Source organism: Tsukamurella sp. NPDC003166, from assembly GCF_040611135.1.
GTDB lineage: Bacteria > Actinomycetota > Actinomycetes > Mycobacteriales > Mycobacteriaceae > Tsukamurella.
In genome coordinates this window covers 186811-202188 of record NZ_JBEXNL010000005.1, presented here as the reverse complement: position 1 = coordinate 202188, position 15378 = coordinate 186811, and the positions used below count along the sequence as shown (strand labels likewise).

Sequence of the window (15378 nt, the reverse complement as noted above, 5' to 3'; positions counted from 1 at the left end):
ATGGCCGATGACGCGTTCTTCCACCCCGCCGGGACCCTCGACGCCGGCGGGTTCGAGTACGAGGTGTTCGATCCGACCCGGGCGAGTGCGAGCGTCTGGGCGGACACCATGCAGCACGGCGCCCCGCCCGCGGCGATCATGGTGCGCGCCATGGAGAAGCTGGTCGGTGATGGTTCCCGGGTGTCGCGGGTGACGATCGACCTGCTCGGCGTCGTGCCGATCACCCGGACCCGCGTCCGGGCGTGGGTGGCGCGGCCCGGCCGCACGATCTCGCTGATCGCCGCGGAGATGGACTGCGTCGACGGCACCGGGGCGTACCGCACCGTCGCCCGTGCCCGGGCCTGGGTGCTTGCGGCGTCCGACACCACGGCGATCGCCCGTGACCTCTCCCCCGTCATCGCCCCGCTCGACGCGGAACCCGGCCCCGTGCCCGGCTTCTTCGCCCACCTGCAGGATCAGGGCTTCCTCTCCGCCTGTGAGTGGCGATTCGTGACCGATCCCGGCGCGCCGGACGGCCCCAAGCAGTGCTGGATCCGGCCGAAGATGCCGCTGGTCGCCGGTGAAGCGCCCTCGCCGCTGGTGCAGGTCTTCTCGGTGGTCGATGCCGCCAACGGCATCTCGGCCTACCTCGATCCGACCGTGGTGACCTGGATGAACATGGACATGACGGTGCATTTCCACCGGTCGCCGCAGCCCGTGGACGGGTGGGTCGGCCTGTTCGGCGATCAGCTCGTCGGGGGCGAGGGCATCGGCACGACCGTCTCCCGGTTGTACGACGGTGCCGGTGCCTTCGCCGTCGGCGCGCAGACGCTGCTCGTCGCCGCGCGCTGACGGTGTACCGATGCGGCGGCGTGAGCTCGCTCAGGCACTCGTGCGCCGATCCGTGAACCTGGTCATCGGAGCTACACGACTGATGACCATTGCCAACTCCTCGATGGTGGGAGACGAGGTACGCGGATAGTCGATGTAGTCGACGCTGAACGTCCCGAATCGATACGGAACGTACTCCCCATCGGGGTACTGGCCGTGGTACTGGAACAAGGCGATCCGCGGGTCGCGGCTCGTCGAATCGCCGATACTGGTTCGCAGCGTGTGGACGTATGTGAATGCGACCACCGAATCGATGTCGTCCCACCCGATCGTGGTCGATCCGTAGGAGAAGGCGTCCGGGGAGACGGACAACACTCTCCGTCCACGCTTGTCGAGAACGTCCAGGTGCCCGTCGCGCCGCAGTTGATCAAGAAGCTGCTGCGTGCGGGCCTCGTCGACAGCGAGGTCGCTGCTGGAGACCGTGGAGCGGAACTCGATCGCCGGGCTGAATCGCCGGGCTGCCGCCTTCACCTCGTCGAAGTTGCCCGAGAACGGTCCCGTGAAGGTCGTGCCGAACTGCAACGGGCGACCGCTCGTATCCTTCTCTGTCGTCGTCACGATCAGCGAATACATGACGTGTTCGGTGGCTTTCGTCTTGTTCGGTCGTCGCCGCAAGTACCTGGTCTTACCGGTGGTGAAGTCCACCGCGACGACCCGATCCCAGGGGATCGAGAACCCGCTCCAGGAGATTCCGTCGGGTCCTGCTGTGGCCAGCGGCCGACCGATCGTGGCGAGAGTGCGGACTGTCGTGACGCCGTACACTACTGCGAAGATCGTCACGACCAGCGCGATCAGTGACCAGTAATCGTTGTGGTTCGAGTACAGAACGACGGATGCGATCACACCCGCCACGATGAGGACGGCTCCTGCGTAATGGTCGAGCCAACGTTTCGGTGCAACCCGGACCACGGACACGGCCGAATGCGGTACACCGTGGCCGCTGTGCTCGACATTCATGCGGACACCCTATCGATACCGCGGGGCGCCCATGAAGTCTCTGAGGAGGACGAGATGCGCCAGCAGTGGATGCACTGAGGCGTTCTGCGGCGAGAGAGTTCCGCCGAGGGCGGCAGCGGGAACGAATCCGTAGACCTCGTCGGGTCGCAGTTGTCCGTTGCGCTCCAGAACGGTGTCGAACAGGCCTGTTTCGTCCTCGTCGAGGAGATCGAAGTCCTCTTTGTCGGCTGTCCCGAAGAATGCTCTGATCGCCCTGTTGTCGGCGTCATCGAGAACGTCGAATCGTGCATGGAAGAACACCAATCCGGTGACCGGATTCAGGGAGACGGACAGCCCGAACCCGGGAGTCCAGAACCACACCTGACCGAAGGCGCTGCGCACGATCGGTATGTACTCGGCGTCGGCGGCGAGTTGGGGGTGCCTGATCCCGGATAGGAGGATCGGGGTGATCGGCGCCCACTGCAGCGGATCGACGAGCCAGACCTGGCCGTCGCCGAAGCCGGAGAAGCCGAACTCCCTCCAGTACGACAGCAGGGCATCGGGTAACCGTCCCGCGTAGGTGTTCTCATGCTCGGCGCTGCACTCGGACCCCCGCCACGACAGCGGAAATTCCGTGAGGAAGTACTCGAACACCTCGTCCGCCACAGACGGTCACCACCTCGCGGTCTTCGGGCCGACCTGCCTGCCGTGGGGCTCAGAAGCGGCAGGCGCGGATGTCGGTCATGAGGATGGCCTTCGCGCCGAGATCGGCGAGGTCGTCCATGATCGGGTTCGCATCCTTGCGCAGGACCAGGGCGCGGACGGCGACCCAGGCATCGTCGGCCATCGGGGCGACGGTCGGCGACTCCAGTCCCGGCGTGACCGCGACCGCCTGCTCGAGCAGCGACTTCGGGCAGTCGTAGTCGAGCATCACGTACTGCCGGCCGTAGACGACGCCCTGCAGGCGCGCGGTCAGCTGGTCCCGGGCCCGTGCGGGCTCCGATCCCTCGCGCTCGATGAGCACGCCCTCCGAGGAGAGCAGCGGCTCGCCGAAGGCGACGAGGTTGTTCTGCCGCAGCGACCGGCCGGACTCGACCACGTCGGCGATGAGGTCGGCGACGCCCAGCTGGATGGAGATCTCGACGGCACCGTCGAGGCGGATCACGTCGGCGGAGAGCCCCCGCGCGGCCAGATCCGCGCGCACCAGGTTCGGGTACGACGTGGCGATGCGCTTGCCCTGCAGGTCGGACAGCTGCCAGTCGGTGCCCGCGGGACCGGCGTAGCGGAAGGTGGACCGGCCGAAGCCGAGGGCGAGCCGCTCGGCGAAGGGCGCGCCCGAGTCCAGCGCCAGGTCGCGGCCGGTGATACCGAGGTCGAGCTCGCCCGAGCCGACGTAGAGCGCGATGTCCTTCGGGCGGAGGAAGAAGAACTCCACCTCGTTGGCGTTGTCGATGACCGTGAGGTCCTTGGCGTCCGAGCGGCGGCGGTAACCCGCCTCGCTCAGGATGGCGGCGGCGGCCTCGGAGAGCGCGCCCTTGTTCGGTACGGCGACCCGCAACATGTTCGTCGATTCCTTCGGAGAAGTGCAGAGGTACGAGATTCAGAGGTACGAGTAGACGTCGTCGAGCGTCAGGCCGCGCTTGATGAGGAGCACCTGCAGCCAGTACATGAGCTGCGAGGCCTCCTCCGCGAGGTCCGCGTCACTCTGATGCTCGGCGGCGATCCACACCTCGCCCGCCTCTTCCAGCACCTTCTTGCCCAGGAAATGGATGCCGCGGTCCAGCGCCTCGACGGTCCCGCTCCCGGCGGGCCGCGCCTCGGCCTTCTCGGCCAACTCCGCGAACAACGTCTCCATGGTCTTCACGTAGCTCATTGTCCCACGCGAACTAGAGTGGTCCGTGTGGAGGGCAGCGCGACCGCGGAGGCGGCACCGTCGGCACCGCGAACGGATGGTCCCGACGCCCCGGCGAAGGGCTCGGCGCAGTACCGCTACACCCGCGCGTTGATCCGGGCTCGACTGCGCCTCGTCCGCGCCGCGCGCGACCCGGACCGGTTCCTCCGCGAGAACTACGACGACCTCGCGCGCAGGCACCCGCTGCTCGCGTGGGCGTGGAGCCTGCTGCATCTCGACTTCGCGGGGCTCTTCGTCGGCGGGTTGTTCTTGATGAGCAGCCTGACGGTGTCTCTGCTCCCCCGCTCGTGGTTCTTCCAGGGCATCGTGTCGGGCATCAATGCGGTGATCGGCTACGCGATCGGGGTGTTCCTCAAGTGGGTCGTCGTCGACCTGTTGGTGCGCTCGCACCCGATCCGGGACGACCCGAAGCGGGCCCGCTGGGTGCCGGTCTGGCGGGCGCTCATCGTGATGGGCGTGCTGGTCGGCGGCCTGGGGATGATGATCGCCGCGAAGCGCTGGCAGGACGACGTGCGGGCCCTGATGGGGATGCCGCCGGGATCGAACCTCTGGTACGTGCTCACGCCGGTCGTCGCCTTCCTGGTCTCGGCCGCCCTCATCTCGACCTTCCGCGTCCTCCGCGACCTGGGGCTGTTCCTGGCGCGCCGGGCGAACACCTACCTGCGGGTGCCGCAGCCCGCGGCGAAGGTCCTCGGCTTCGGCCTGGTCGTGGTGTTCGTCGTGTTCATGGTCAACGACGTGGGGTTCCGGGCGTTCACCGCGACCGCCAACAAGCTCGCGTCGGCCACCAACGACCAGCAGCCCGCGGGTTTCCCGCAACCGACCGAGGCTGAGCGCTCGGGATCGCCCGCCTCGGCGGCGCAGTGGTCGGGCCTGGGATTGGAGGGGCGCAAGTTCGTCGCGGGCGGGCTGCGCGCCGCGGAGATCGCCCGGTTCACGACACACCCGGTGAAGGAGCCGGTGCGGGTCTACGTGGGGCTGGAGAACGCCGCCACGTCGCAGCAGCGGGTCGCGTTGCTGCATCGCGAGCTCGCGCGGACCGGCGCGCTGAACCGCAGTCACGTCGTGATCATCCCGACCACCGGCTCGGGGTGGGTGAACCCGACGGCGGCCCGCGCCGTCGAGCTGATGTACGACGGTGACGTCGCGCTGGTCGCCGGGCAGTACTCCTACCTGCCGAGCTGGATCTCCTTCCTCACCGAGGGCGAGACCTCCCTGGCCGCCGGCAAGCGCCTCATCGATGCCGTGCTCGCCGATGTGTCCGCCCGGCCGGAGGGGCAACGCCCCAAGGTGCTGGTCATGGGCGAGAGCCTCGGCACGCGCGCCGGGGAGGGCGCGTTCTCCGGCCTGTCCGACATCCGCGCCAAGGTCGACGGTGTCGTCTGGATCGGGCCGCCCCGAGCCAATCCGATCCACTCCGCGATCACCGACCGCCGCGACCTGGGGACGCCCGAGGTGCTTCCCACCTACACCGACGGACTGATCGTCCGGTTCACCGACGGCAGGCGACCGCTCGCGGAGAGCGGGGGCGCGGAGTGGCTGGCTCCGCACGTCGTCTACGTCCAGCACCCGTCCGACCCAGTGGTCTGGTGGTCTCCGGACCTGATGCTGCGCGAACCGGATTGGCTCAAGGAAGCGCCGGGTAAGGACCGCAGCTCGGCGATGGCGTGGTATCCGTTCGTCACGTTCTGGCAGGTGTCGGCCGACCTCGCGAACGCCGCGGGGGTCCCCGACGGGCACGGGCACAACTACGGCACCGCCGTGGTGGACGCGTTCGCCGCGGTCCTCCCGCCCGCGGGGTGGACGCCGGCCGACACCGAGCGGGTCCGGATGGCCGTCATGGCCAGCGCCGCCATCGACGGTGCCGAGAAGTAGCTCACATCTCGTGGGCCGTCCGGCGCAGCAGGTCGACGGTGCCCGTACTCAGGGTGGCGATGTCCGCGGTGATGATGAGCGGCGATCTGAGCCGGGCCCACTGCGTGATCTGGGTACGGCCCTGGTCCTCCGTGACGCCGGGTAGGCCTGCGACCAGCATGTCGAGGTCCCGGACGGTGCCGGGGTCCGGCGGAACCCTGTCGAGTACATCCGCGATGCCCTGGTTCTCGGTGGCGGGCGCCCCGGTGCGCCAGGCCGGGACGACGTCGTTGGTGACGCGGACCGCGTCCGCGATCCCCGCCCACGTTCCGGTGGCACCGGGGACGTCGCCGGCGACGCCGCTGTTGGGGTTGATGGCGTACGTGATGCGTCGGCCCGTTGCGGCGAGGGCGTCACGCATGCGACGGAACGTTTCGCGCTGCAATTCCGCGGGAACACCGGGGCCGCACCAGTCGTACTTGAGGTAGTCGACGCCCCAGTCTGCGAACGTCCGCGCGTCCTGCTCCTCGTGACCCGCGCTGCCCGTCGAGCCGGGATAGGCGCCGGACTGCTGCGCACAGGTGCGGTCCCCGGGGCTCTCGTAGATCCCCAGCTCGAGGCCCTGCGCGTGGAGCCGGTCGGCGAGCGCCGGGATGCCGCCCGGAAAGGTCCGCGGGTTCGCAGTGAGTTCGCCCGCGCCGGTCCGGTCCGGGGCGAACCAGCAGTCGTCGACGATCACGGTCCGGTAGCCCGCGTCAGCGAGTCCGCTGCTGATCAGCGCGTCCGCCTGGCGTTCGACCCGCGCCGCGGTGACCGTGCAGCCGTCCAGGTTCCAGCTGTCCCAGCCGAGCGTGGGCGGGACGGCGGGCCGCGACGGGACGTGCGGCGCCGCGCATCCGGCGGCGACCAGGACGGCCGCCACAGTGCACGGGACGAGGGGGTGTCGCACGCCCTCCGTGGTACCCGCAGCGGCTGGCAGGACGCTGTCAGGCGCGTCGACCGTGATACCCGACACCTTCCCGGCTTCTGGCCGAGCAGTCGGCGGCCGTCGCCGCTAATTTCCTTCCAATGAACCCACGTTGGCCGACAATGTGCGCGCTCCTCCTCGCCGTCGCGGGGTGCGCGACCCACAACGACGAACCGGCGGCGAGCGCGGTGAGCTTCTCCGCGGTGCCGAGTGCGTCCGCCCGCTCGTCCGCGGCGCCCGAGGGCTCCGTGGAGCTGGCCGCCGCGGGCACGGTCTGCGGCTCCGTCGCCACAGCGCAGGACGCAGCGTCGGTCGTGATCCGCAGTGGTTCGGCGAACTGCGTCCAGGTGCTGCGGGCCGCCCGCGCCTACGCCGCGGCGGCCTCGCACGCGGACGGACAGCCCGTCGTGCTGGAGACCGGCGGGTGGCGGTGCGCCGCGACGACCGCCGCTGCTGCGGCGACCTGTCGCGCGGGCGACGCCGACTTCAGCGTCGGCTGAGCGGCACGAAGTCGGCGAGGCCCGCGCCGGACAGGGTGCCGAGGTGGCGGGCACCGTCGAGGACCGGCCCTGGCCCCACGGTGAGCACGGTGCATCCGGCGACGAGAGCGGACCGTGCGCCCGTCGGCGAGTCCTCGACCGCCACGCAGTCCGACGGTGCGAAACCCGCCAGCTCGGCACCACGGAGGTAGGGGTCGGGTGCGGGTTTGGGGGTCGGGATCTCGTCGCCGCAGACGGTGGCCACGAACCGGTCCCGGCCCAGGGTACCGAGAGCATGCTCGGTGACCTCGCGGATCGTGTTCGTGACGAGGACGAGCGGGACCTCCGCGGCGCCGAGCAGGTCGAGCGCCTCCCGGGCGCCCGGCTGCCACGGGATGCCACCGTCGAACAGCTCGACGACACGGTTCGACACCCACTGCTCGGCGCCCGCGTAGTCGCGCTCGGGTTCGGGGACCTGCGCGAAGTCGAACAGCTTGCGCAGCGCATCGCCGGTCGCGTTGCCGAGGGTCGTCTCCCGCTGCGCGGGCGTGATGTCGTAGCCCAGCGACCGCGTGAACTCCGCGACCGCGATGTCCCACAGCTTCTCGGAATCGAGCAGGGTGCCGTCCATGTCGAACAGGACCGCGGACGGCCGAGAGGAGGTGGTCATGGCGTGCACCCTATGCGCCCGGTCATCCGAGGTGTTAATTCATTCGTCACCCGAACGACGGATCTCTGTGTTTGAGTGCGATGCATGCGCAATAGCAGGTTGCTCGCAGCCCTCGCCCTGACCGCTTCGGCCGCACTGGTCGCGAGTTGCGGCACGTCGGGGAGCGATGCGGCACCGTCGTCCTCCGCAGCGGCGCCGTCGGGTGCAACGGCGAGTTTCACCGTCCCCGGCACCGACGATCTGCCGGCTGCGAAGCCCGGACAGGTGCACCTGCTGGCGTTCAACGACTTCCATGGCAACCTGCAGCCGCCGAGCGGCTCGACCGGGAAGATCGGCGGCAAGGACGCCGGCGGCGCCGTCTACTTCGCGACCGCGCTGCAGCGCCTCCGGAAGCGGTACCCCGACAACCTCACCGTGGCCGCCGGCGACCTGGTCAGCGCCAGCCCGCTCGTCTCCGCGCTGTTCCGCGACGAGCCGACGGTGAAGTTCCTCAACTCGGTCGGCCTGCAGGCATCGTCCGTCGGTAACCACGAGTTCGACCACGGCACCATCGAACTGGAGCGCCTGCAGAAGGGCGGCTGCGCGCCCCAGGGCTGCGAGCCCGGCGACCCGTTCACCGGCGCTGCGTACCAGTACCTCGCGGCGAACGTGACCAACGCGCAGGGCCAGCTGCCGCCCGGGACCGTCCCGTGGAAGATGTTCGAGGTCGCGGGCAAGAAGATCGCCGTGATCGGCACCGTGACGCCCGAGACCGCGACCATCGTCGCGCCGGAGGGCGTGCGCGGCTACACCTTCGGCGACGAGGCCGACGCCATCAACAAGTACGTGCCCGAGATCAAGGCCGCCGGCGCCCAGGCGATCATCGCGACGATGCACGACGGCGGCGCACAGAAGGACACCGGCGAGGCCGACCCGAACGCGTGCAAGGACGTCTCCTCCCCCGTCCCGGACCTGGCGAAGCGGATCGATCCCGCGGTGACCTCCCTGATCACGGCCCATTCACACCAGGCCTACAACTGCACGATCGACGGTCGCACCGTCACGCAGGCGGCGTCCTACGGCCGCCTGATCACCGACATCACCCTCGATTTCAGCGGGCCTGCGGCGAAGGCGACCGCGATCAACCGCGTCGTCGGCCGCGACATCCCGGCCGACGCCGCCACGCAGCGCCTCGTCGACTTCTACGCCCAGGAGGCGAAGCCGCGCGCCGACCGCGTGATCGGCAGGATCCCGACGGACCTCAAGCGCGACCCGTTCCCCGGCGGCGACTCCCCGCTCGGCGATGTGATCGCCGACGCGATGCTCTTCACCACCCGACCCCCGAACGAGGCCTCCGGCCAGATCGCGCTGATGAACCCGGGCGGCGTTCGCGCCGACCTCAAGGGCGGCGACGTGACCTACGGCGCGGCGTACACCGTCCAGCCCTTCGGCAACCAGGTCGTGACCGTCTCCCTGACCGGTCAGCAGATCATCGACCTGCTGGAGCAGCAGTGGCAGAACCCGGCGAAGGCGACGGTCCTGGCACCGTCGGGCATCACCTACAGCTACGACCCGAACGGCGCACCGAACCGGAAGGTGGTGCGGGACAGTGTGAAGATCGGCGACCAGCCGATCAACACCGTCGCGAAGTACCGCGTGACCACGAACAACTTCCTCGCCGCCGGCGGCGACGGGTTCAGCGAGTTCACGCGGTCCACCGACCTCACCGTCGGCGGCATCGACTTGGACGCGCTCGAGAAGTACCTGCAGGCCACCCCGAACCTGCCAACGCCGACCAGCCGGGTGACGAAGCAGTAGTCGGTGTCAGGGGTTCGCAGTAGCATCGGTTCATGACCGCCGCACCCGATCCCGCGTTGCTCACGCTGGAGGACTGGTTCGCCTTGGGGGAGGACGAATCGCTGCGGCGTGCGGAAGTGTGCCGGGGGGTACTGGAAGTGTCGCCGAGTCCGAGACCTGAGCATTCCGACGCCCTTCTCAGTATTGCGGGGCAACTGCGGGCGCAGGTTTCGCATCGGCAGTTCCGCGTACTGCACGAGCTCGACGTGATTCTCGACGGGGGTACGCGGCCCACCGTGCGCCAACCCGACGTGCTGATCCTTCGCGCGGGCGCTGCAGCTCCGATCACCGCGCGCGATGTACTCCTCGCTATCGAGATCCTCTCGCCCACATCCCTGCAACGAGATCGCTGGACCAAGCGCGCCGAGTACGCAGCCGCCGGCATCCCGAACTACTGGATCATCGACCTCGACGGCCCGTCCGCCGAGGTACTGACCCTCGTGGATGGGCGGTACGAGGGATCCGTCGTCACCGAACGCATCCAGGTCGACGGTGACCTCCCCCTCGTCGTGGACCTTGCCGACCTTCAGCGCTGATCCGTGGCCTGCGCTGAGCTCGCAGCAGCTGTCGGTGCTCCGTCGTACCATCGATGACATGACCGCTGCACCGAATCCCGCGCCGTTGACGCTGGAGGACTGGTTCGCCTTGGGGGAGGACGAATCGCTGCGGCGTGCTGAACTGTGCCGGGGGGTACTAGAAGTGTCGCCGAGTCCGAGACTGAAGCACACACGAGCGATCCGGCGTCTGGCGAACGCGATCGAGGCGCAGCTATCGGGCGACTTCGAGGTGTACGACGAGACGGACGTCATTGTCCATCATCGCCCTGCGACGGTCCGCCAACCCGATGTACTGGTCATCCGGGCGAGCGCGTCCGAGCCGCTCACCGCGGGCGATGTCGTCGTTGCGGTCGAGATCCTTTCGCCGGGTTCGGGCCGCCGCGACCGCGTGATCAAGCGCGATGAGTACGCGGCAGCCGGCATTCCGCACTACTGGATCATCGACCTCGACGGTCCGTCCGCCGAGGTACTCGCGCTGGTCAACGGTCGGTACGAGGGGCGGACGGTGACCGGTCGGATCCACACCGATGTGCCCACCGCGCTGGACATCGACCTCGCTGCTCTCGCCTACTGACGTCCGTCCAGTCCCAGCGCGGAGACCACCGCCTTGACAGCGTCGAGGGCACCGTCGAGCGACCCCGCGGTCGACGCTGCGATCTGCAGGCCGGCGGCATCGTCGAGCCGCCAGAACCACGCGGGCTCGCCGGGCTCCCCGGCCTGCAGGTGCAGTCTGTAATCGTCCACAGCCGGCGGCCTACGTGTTGAAGTACTTCGCCTCGGGGTGGGTGAGGACGAAGGCGTCGGTGGACTGCTCGGGGTGCAGTTGCAGTTCCTCGGAGAGCTCGACGCCGATCCGCTCGGGCTGGAGCAGCTCGACCATCTTGCGCCGGTCCTCGAGCTCGGGGCACGCCCCGTAGCCGAAGCTGTAGCGCGCGCCGAGGTACTTGAGGTCGAAGAAGTCGGTGACCGCGTTGGGATCGGTGTCGGCGACCTTCCGGCCGCCGGGCAGGATCAGCTCCTGCCGCACGCGCTGGTGCCACCGCTCGGCGAGGGCCTCGGTGAGCTGCACGCCGATGCCGTGGAGCTCCAGGTAGTCCCGGTAGCTGTTGGCGGCGAACAACTCGTTCGCCGCGTCGGCAATCGGCTGCCCCATGGTGACCAGCTGGAAGGGCAGCACGTCCACCTCGCCGCGCTCGCGGGCGGTGTCGCGGTCGCGGATGAAGTCCGAGATCGCGAGGAACCGGCCCCGCTGCTGCCGCGGGAATTCGAACGAGTACCGCACGGGCGCATCGGGATCCGGCGATTCGAGCACGTCGATGGTGTTGCCGTGGCTCACCGCCGGGAAGTAGCCGTAGACCACGGCGGCGTGGTCGAGGATGTGGTCGGACTTGAGCTTGTCGAGCCAGTACCGCAGCCGGGGCCGCCCCTCGGTCTCCACCAGTTCCTCGTACGACGGGCCCTCACCCTTGCGGGCGCCACGCAGGCCCCATTGGCCGAAGAACAGCGCCCGCTCGTCGAGCAGGGACGCGTACTCACTGATCGCGATGCCCTTCACGACGCGGGTGCCCCAGAACGGCGGGGTCGCGACCTCGAAGTCGAGTGCCACGTCGGAGCGGTCGGGGACGACGACGGGCGCGGCTTCGGCCTTGCGCTTCTCGGCGATCCGCTTGCTACGGGCGTGCCGCTCCTTGCGCTCGCGGGCCTTCTCCGCGGCGGCGATGGCCTCGGGGCTGTCCGGATCCGGCCCCTCGCCCCGCTTGAGCGACATGATGTCGTCCATCAGGCGCAGGCCCTCGAACGCGTCGCGGGCGTAGCTGACCTCGCCGTCGTAGACCTCCGCGAGGTCGGTCTCGACGTACGCGCGGGTGAGCGCGGCGCCGCCGAGCAGCACGGGGTACTTCTCCCCCAGCCCGCGGGTGTTGAGCTCCTGCAGGTTCTCCTTCATCACCACGGTGGACTTCACGAGCAGTCCGGACATGCCGATGACGTCGGCGTGCTTGTCCTCCGCGGCCTCGACGATCGCGGCGATCGGCTGCTTAATGCCGATGTTGACCACCTCGTAGCCGTTGTTGCTCAGGATGATGTCGACGAGGTTCTTCCCGATGTCGTGCACGTCGCCCTTGACGGTCGCCAGCACGATACGACCCTTGCCCGCCCTGTTGTCCCCGCCGTCGGTCTCTGCTTTTTCCATGTGCGGCTCGAGGTACGCGACGGCCGCCTTCATCACCTCGGCGGACTGCAGCACGAAGGGCAGCTGCATCTGCCCGGAGCCGAACAGCTCGCCGACCGTCTTCATGCCGGCCAGCAGCGTCTCGTTGATGATCGCCAGCGCGGGCTTCTCCAGCAGCGCCGCATCCAGATCGGCGTCGAGGCCCTCGCGCTCACCGTCGACGATGCGCCGCTCGAGGCGCTCGAACAGCGGCAGCTTCGCCAGCTCCTGCGCACGGGACTCCCGCGCACCCGCAGCGGAGACGCCCTCGAACAGCGCCATCAGCTTGGTCAGCGGCAAGTAGTCCGGGTCGCCCTCGGACTGCAGGCCGTCGAGACCCCGTCGGTCGTAGACCAGGTCGAGCGCGGTCTCGCGCTGCACGTCCTCGATCTTGCTCATCGGCAGGATCTTCGACGCGTGCAGGATCGCCGAATCCAGGCCGGCCTCGGTCAGCTCGTGCAGGAACACCGAGTTCAGCACCTGCCGAGCGGCCGGGTTCAGGCCGAAGCTCACGTTCGACAGGCCGACGGTGAAGTGCAGGCTCGAGTACTTCGCGTGCAGGATCCGCACGGCCTCGATGGTCTCGAGAGCGTCCCGACGGACCTCCTCCTGGCCGGTCGAGATGGGGAACACCAGCGGATCGATGATGATGTCGTCGAGCGCCAGGCCCCAGTTCTCGGTGAGGTCGGTGATGAGGCGCTCGGCGATCCGCACCTTCCACTCGGCGGTGCGCGCCTGGCCCTCCTCGTCGATCGTCAGCGCCACAACGGCCGCGCCGTGCGCCTTGACCAGCTCCATGATCCTGGTGAACCGCGACTGAGGACCGTCGCCGTCCTCATAGTTCACCGAGTTCACGGCGCACCGTCCGCCGAGGTGCTCGAGCCCGGCCTTGATCACCTCGGGCTCGGTGGAGTCGATCATGATCGGCAGCGTCGACGCCGTGGCCAGCCGCGCCGCGAGCGCGGCCATGTCCAGCGCACCGTCGCGGCCCACGTAGTCGACGTTGAGGTCCAGCATGTGCGAGCCGTCGCGGATCTGATCCTTGGCGATGTCGACGCACTTGTCGTGGTCCCCGGCCAGCATCGCCTCGCGGAAGGCTTTGGAGCCGTTGGAGTTCGTGCGCTCGGCGATCATCAGGATCGAGCTGTCCTGCGCGAACGGCACCGATGTGTACAGGGAGCTGATCGCGCTCTCCGACTCCGGCGCGCGCCGCGCCTGCTCGGTGACGCGCACCGCCTCGGCGACCTGGCGGATGTGCTCGGGGGTGGTACCGCAGCAGCCGCCCACGAAGGCCAAGCCGTACTCGCCGACGAAGCCCGACAGCGCCTCCGCCAACTCCTCCGGCGTCAGCGGATACTCCGCACCGTTCTTACCCAGCACGGGCAGGCCCGCGTTCGGCATGACCGACACGGGGATGCTCGAATGCCGCGACAGGTACCGCAGGTGCTCGCTCATCTCAGCCGGACCGGTCGCGCAGTTCAGGCCGATCATGTCGATGCCCAGCGGCTCCAGCGCCGTCAGCGCGGCCCCGATCTCCGATCCGAGCAGCATCGTGCCCGTCGTCTCGACCGTGACGTGCACGATGATCGGAATCCGCCGATCGAGGTCCGCCATCGCCAGATGGCAGCCCAGCACCGCGGCCTTCGACTGCAGCACGTCCTGGCAGGTCTCGATGAGGAAGGCGTCCGCGCCACCGTCGAGCATGCCCCGCGCGGCTTCCGCGTACGCGTCCCGGATCACCTCGAACGACGTGTGGCCCAGGGTGGGCAGCTTGGTGCCCGGGCCGATCGAACCGAGCACGAACCGCGGCTCACCGTCGACCGCGAACTCGTCCGCGACCTTCCGTGCGATCGCCACGCCCTTGTACGACAGCTCCCGGATCCGGTCGGCGATGTCGTAGTCACCGAGGTTGCTCAGATTGCAACCGAAGGTGTTCGTCTCGACGGCGTCCGCACCCGCGGCGAAGTACGCGCGGTGGATGTCCTCGAGCACGTCCGGGCGGGTGTCGTTGAGGATCTCGTTGCACCCCTCCAGCCCCAGAAAATCGTCCAGGGTCAGATCGGCCGCCTGCAACATCGTGCCCATCGCACCGTCGCCTATGAGAACACGGCGTTTCGCCGCCTCCAGGAAACTCGACTGCAGCGGCTGCTGATGCGTACGGGTCATGGTCCCAGGGTAGTCGGTGCGGACGAATCTCCTCTTCAGGGCCTGCGCGTACGCTGATCCGGTGATCTATCCACCGAACCTCGACCGCCCCGTGCTCATCGCGGCGTTCGAGGGCTGGAACGACGCGGGCGACGCCGCGTCGGGCGCCGTCGAGCATCTCGAGTTGAGCTGGGACGCGACGCTGCTGACCGAGGTCGATTCCGACGACTTCTACGACTTCCAGGTCAATCGGCCGACGATCAAGCAGGTCGACGGCGTGACCCGGGCCGTGGACTGGCCGTCGACGACGCTGTCGGTGTGCCGTCCGCCCAAGGCCGACCTCGATGTGGTCCTGCTGCGCGGCATCGAGCCGAACTTCCGCTGGCGCGCGTTCTGCGAGCAGCTGCTGACGATCTTCGCCGACCTGCACATCGACAGCGTGGTGATCCTCGGCTCCCTGCTCGCGGACACGCCGCACACCCGTCCGGTTCCGGTCACCGGGACGGGGTACGACGCGGACTCCGCGAAGCGCTTCGGGCTGGAGCAGAACCGGTACGAGGGCCCCACCGGGATCACCGGGGTCCTCCAGGACGCGTGCGTGCGGGCCGGGTACCCGGCGATCTCGCTCTGGGCGGCGGTGCCGCACTACGTCTCGCAGCCCCCGAACCCGAAGGCCACCGTCGCGCTGCTGCAGCGCGTCGAGCAGGTCTTGGATCTCGCGGTGCCGCTGAGTGATCTGCCCGAACGGGCCGAGGCCTGGGAGGCGTCCGTCACGGAGATGACCGAGGACGACGAGGACGTGGCCGCGTACGTCCGCGGGCTCGAGGAGCGGGGCGACGCCGAGGCGCAGGACGCCGAGCAGCACATCGACGCCGATGCGCTCGCCGAGGAGTTCGAGAAGTATCTGCGGCGCCGCGATCCCGGAACGGGCCCGTGATCGGCG

Annotated in this window: 15 protein-coding genes; 7 read left to right on the top strand and 8 right to left on the bottom strand. The window is 69.0% G+C overall.

Annotated features, from left to right (window positions below):
- Entirely contained in the window at positions 1–831 is an 831-nt protein-coding gene (locus ABZX10_RS08500) for a thioesterase family protein (RefSeq protein ID WP_355537211.1), read from the top strand.
- Positions 832–861: 30 nt separating this feature from the next.
- On the opposite strand, the gene ABZX10_RS08495 is transcribed toward ABZX10_RS08500, so the two are convergent.
- From ABZX10_RS08495 to ABZX10_RS08480, 4 genes are read right to left on the bottom strand one after another with little or no spacing between them, the layout of a single operon-like run.
- Complete coding sequence (locus ABZX10_RS08495) at positions 862–1827, bottom strand: hypothetical protein (RefSeq protein WP_355537208.1); 966 nt, start codon at positions 1825–1827, stop codon at positions 862–864.
- A gap of 9 nt (positions 1828–1836) precedes the next feature.
- Positions 1837–2472, bottom strand: coding sequence for a GAD-like domain-containing protein (locus ABZX10_RS08490; protein ID WP_355537205.1), 636 nt, complete (start codon positions 2470–2472; stop codon positions 1837–1839).
- Between the two features lie 49 nt (positions 2473–2521).
- The gene (gene hisG, locus ABZX10_RS08485; RefSeq protein WP_355537202.1) at positions 2522–3367 is read right to left on the bottom strand and encodes an ATP phosphoribosyltransferase; all 846 of its coding nucleotides are present in this window, start codon (positions 3365–3367) and stop codon (positions 2522–2524) included.
- A 39-nt stretch (positions 3368–3406) separates the two neighbouring features.
- Positions 3407–3670, bottom strand: coding sequence for a phosphoribosyl-ATP diphosphatase (locus ABZX10_RS08480; RefSeq protein WP_068569578.1), 264 nt, complete (start codon positions 3668–3670; stop codon positions 3407–3409).
- 36 nt (positions 3671–3706) lie between these two features.
- On the opposite strand from ABZX10_RS08480, the gene ABZX10_RS08475 reads away from it, so the two are divergent.
- The gene (locus tag ABZX10_RS08475; protein ID WP_355537199.1) at positions 3707–5593 is read left to right on the top strand and encodes an alpha/beta hydrolase; all 1887 of its coding nucleotides are present in this window, start codon (positions 3707–3709) and stop codon (positions 5591–5593) included.
- A gap of 1 nt (position 5594) precedes the next feature.
- Here the strand turns inward: ABZX10_RS08475 and ABZX10_RS08470 are convergent, their stop codons facing one another.
- Positions 5595–6521, bottom strand: coding sequence for a glycoside hydrolase family 27 protein (locus ABZX10_RS08470; RefSeq protein WP_355537196.1), 927 nt, complete (start codon positions 6519–6521; stop codon positions 5595–5597).
- Positions 6522–6640: 119 nt separating this feature from the next.
- Between ABZX10_RS08470 and ABZX10_RS08465 the strand changes: the two genes are divergently transcribed.
- Positions 6641–7039 carry a hypothetical protein gene (locus ABZX10_RS08465; RefSeq protein ID WP_355537193.1) on the top strand — a complete coding sequence of 133 codons (399 nt, stop codon included), beginning with the start codon at positions 6641–6643 and terminating at the stop codon, positions 7037–7039.
- Here the strand turns inward: ABZX10_RS08465 and ABZX10_RS08460 are convergent.
- The gene (locus ABZX10_RS08460) at positions 7026–7688 is read right to left on the bottom strand and encodes an HAD family phosphatase (RefSeq protein WP_355537190.1); all 663 of its coding nucleotides are present in this window, start codon (positions 7686–7688) and stop codon (positions 7026–7028) included. The two genes, ABZX10_RS08465 and ABZX10_RS08460, sit on opposite strands and share 14 nt — an antisense overlap.
- An 84-nt stretch (positions 7689–7772) precedes the next feature.
- Here ABZX10_RS08460 and ABZX10_RS08455 point away from each other — a divergent pair, with 84 nt between their 5' ends.
- From ABZX10_RS08455 to ABZX10_RS08445, 3 genes are read left to right on the top strand one after another with little or no spacing between them, the layout of a single operon-like run.
- On the top strand, positions 7773–9485 hold the full coding sequence (locus tag ABZX10_RS08455) for a 5'-nucleotidase C-terminal domain-containing protein (protein WP_355537187.1): 1713 nt from the start codon (positions 7773–7775) through the stop codon (positions 9483–9485).
- Between the two features lie 32 nt (positions 9486–9517).
- The gene (locus ABZX10_RS08450) at positions 9518–10060 is read left to right on the top strand and encodes a Uma2 family endonuclease (RefSeq protein WP_355537184.1); all 543 of its coding nucleotides are present in this window, start codon (positions 9518–9520) and stop codon (positions 10058–10060) included.
- A gap of 58 nt (positions 10061–10118) precedes the next feature.
- Positions 10119–10655 carry a Uma2 family endonuclease gene (locus tag ABZX10_RS08445; RefSeq protein ID WP_355537181.1) on the top strand — a complete coding sequence of 179 codons (537 nt, stop codon included), beginning with the start codon at positions 10119–10121 and terminating at the stop codon, positions 10653–10655.
- Here the strand turns inward: ABZX10_RS08445 and ABZX10_RS08440 are convergent.
- On the bottom strand, positions 10649–10825 hold the full coding sequence (locus ABZX10_RS08440; protein ID WP_355537178.1) for a hypothetical protein: 177 nt from the start codon (positions 10823–10825) through the stop codon (positions 10649–10651). The two genes, ABZX10_RS08445 and ABZX10_RS08440, sit on opposite strands and share 7 nt — an antisense overlap.
- Before the next feature lie 10 nt (positions 10826–10835).
- Positions 10836–14456 (bottom strand): methionine synthase, encoded by a 3621-nt coding sequence (metH, locus tag ABZX10_RS08435; RefSeq protein WP_355537175.1) that lies wholly within the window; start codon positions 14454–14456, stop codon positions 10836–10838.
- A 61-nt stretch (positions 14457–14517) separates the two neighbouring features.
- Here metH and ABZX10_RS08430 point away from each other — a divergent pair, with 61 nt between their 5' ends.
- The gene (locus ABZX10_RS08430; RefSeq protein WP_355537172.1) at positions 14518–15372 is read left to right on the top strand and encodes a PAC2 family protein; all 855 of its coding nucleotides are present in this window, start codon (positions 14518–14520) and stop codon (positions 15370–15372) included.
- The last annotated feature ends 6 nt before the right edge of the window (positions 15373–15378 follow it).

Bases quoted from the DNA above. Each gene is read 5' to 3' on its own strand.
- ABZX10_RS08460 (WP_355537190.1), bottom strand. From the start codon at position 7,688: ATGACCACCTCCTCTCGGCCGTCCGCGGTCCTGTTCGACATGGACGGC.
- ABZX10_RS08445 (WP_355537181.1), top strand. From the start codon at position 10,119: ATGACCGCTGCACCGAATCCCGCGCCGTTGACGCTGGAGGACTGGTTC.
- ABZX10_RS08495 (WP_355537208.1), bottom strand. From the start codon at position 1,827: ATGAATGTCGAGCACAGCGGCCACGGTGTACCGCATTCGGCCGTGTCC.
- hisG (WP_355537202.1), bottom strand. From the start codon at position 3,367: ATGTTGCGGGTCGCCGTACCGAACAAGGGCGCGCTCTCCGAGGCCGCC.
- ABZX10_RS08450 (WP_355537184.1), top strand. From the start codon at position 9,518: ATGACCGCCGCACCCGATCCCGCGTTGCTCACGCTGGAGGACTGGTTC.
- ABZX10_RS08500 (WP_355537211.1), top strand. From the start codon at position 1: ATGGCCGATGACGCGTTCTTCCACCCCGCCGGGACCCTCGACGCCGGC.
- ABZX10_RS08465 (WP_355537193.1), top strand. From the start codon at position 6,641: ATGAACCCACGTTGGCCGACAATGTGCGCGCTCCTCCTCGCCGTCGCG.
- metH (WP_355537175.1), bottom strand. From the start codon at position 14,456: ATGACCCGTACGCATCAGCAGCCGCTGCAGTCGAGTTTCCTGGAGGCG.
- ABZX10_RS08455 (WP_355537187.1), top strand. From the start codon at position 7,773: ATGCGCAATAGCAGGTTGCTCGCAGCCCTCGCCCTGACCGCTTCGGCC.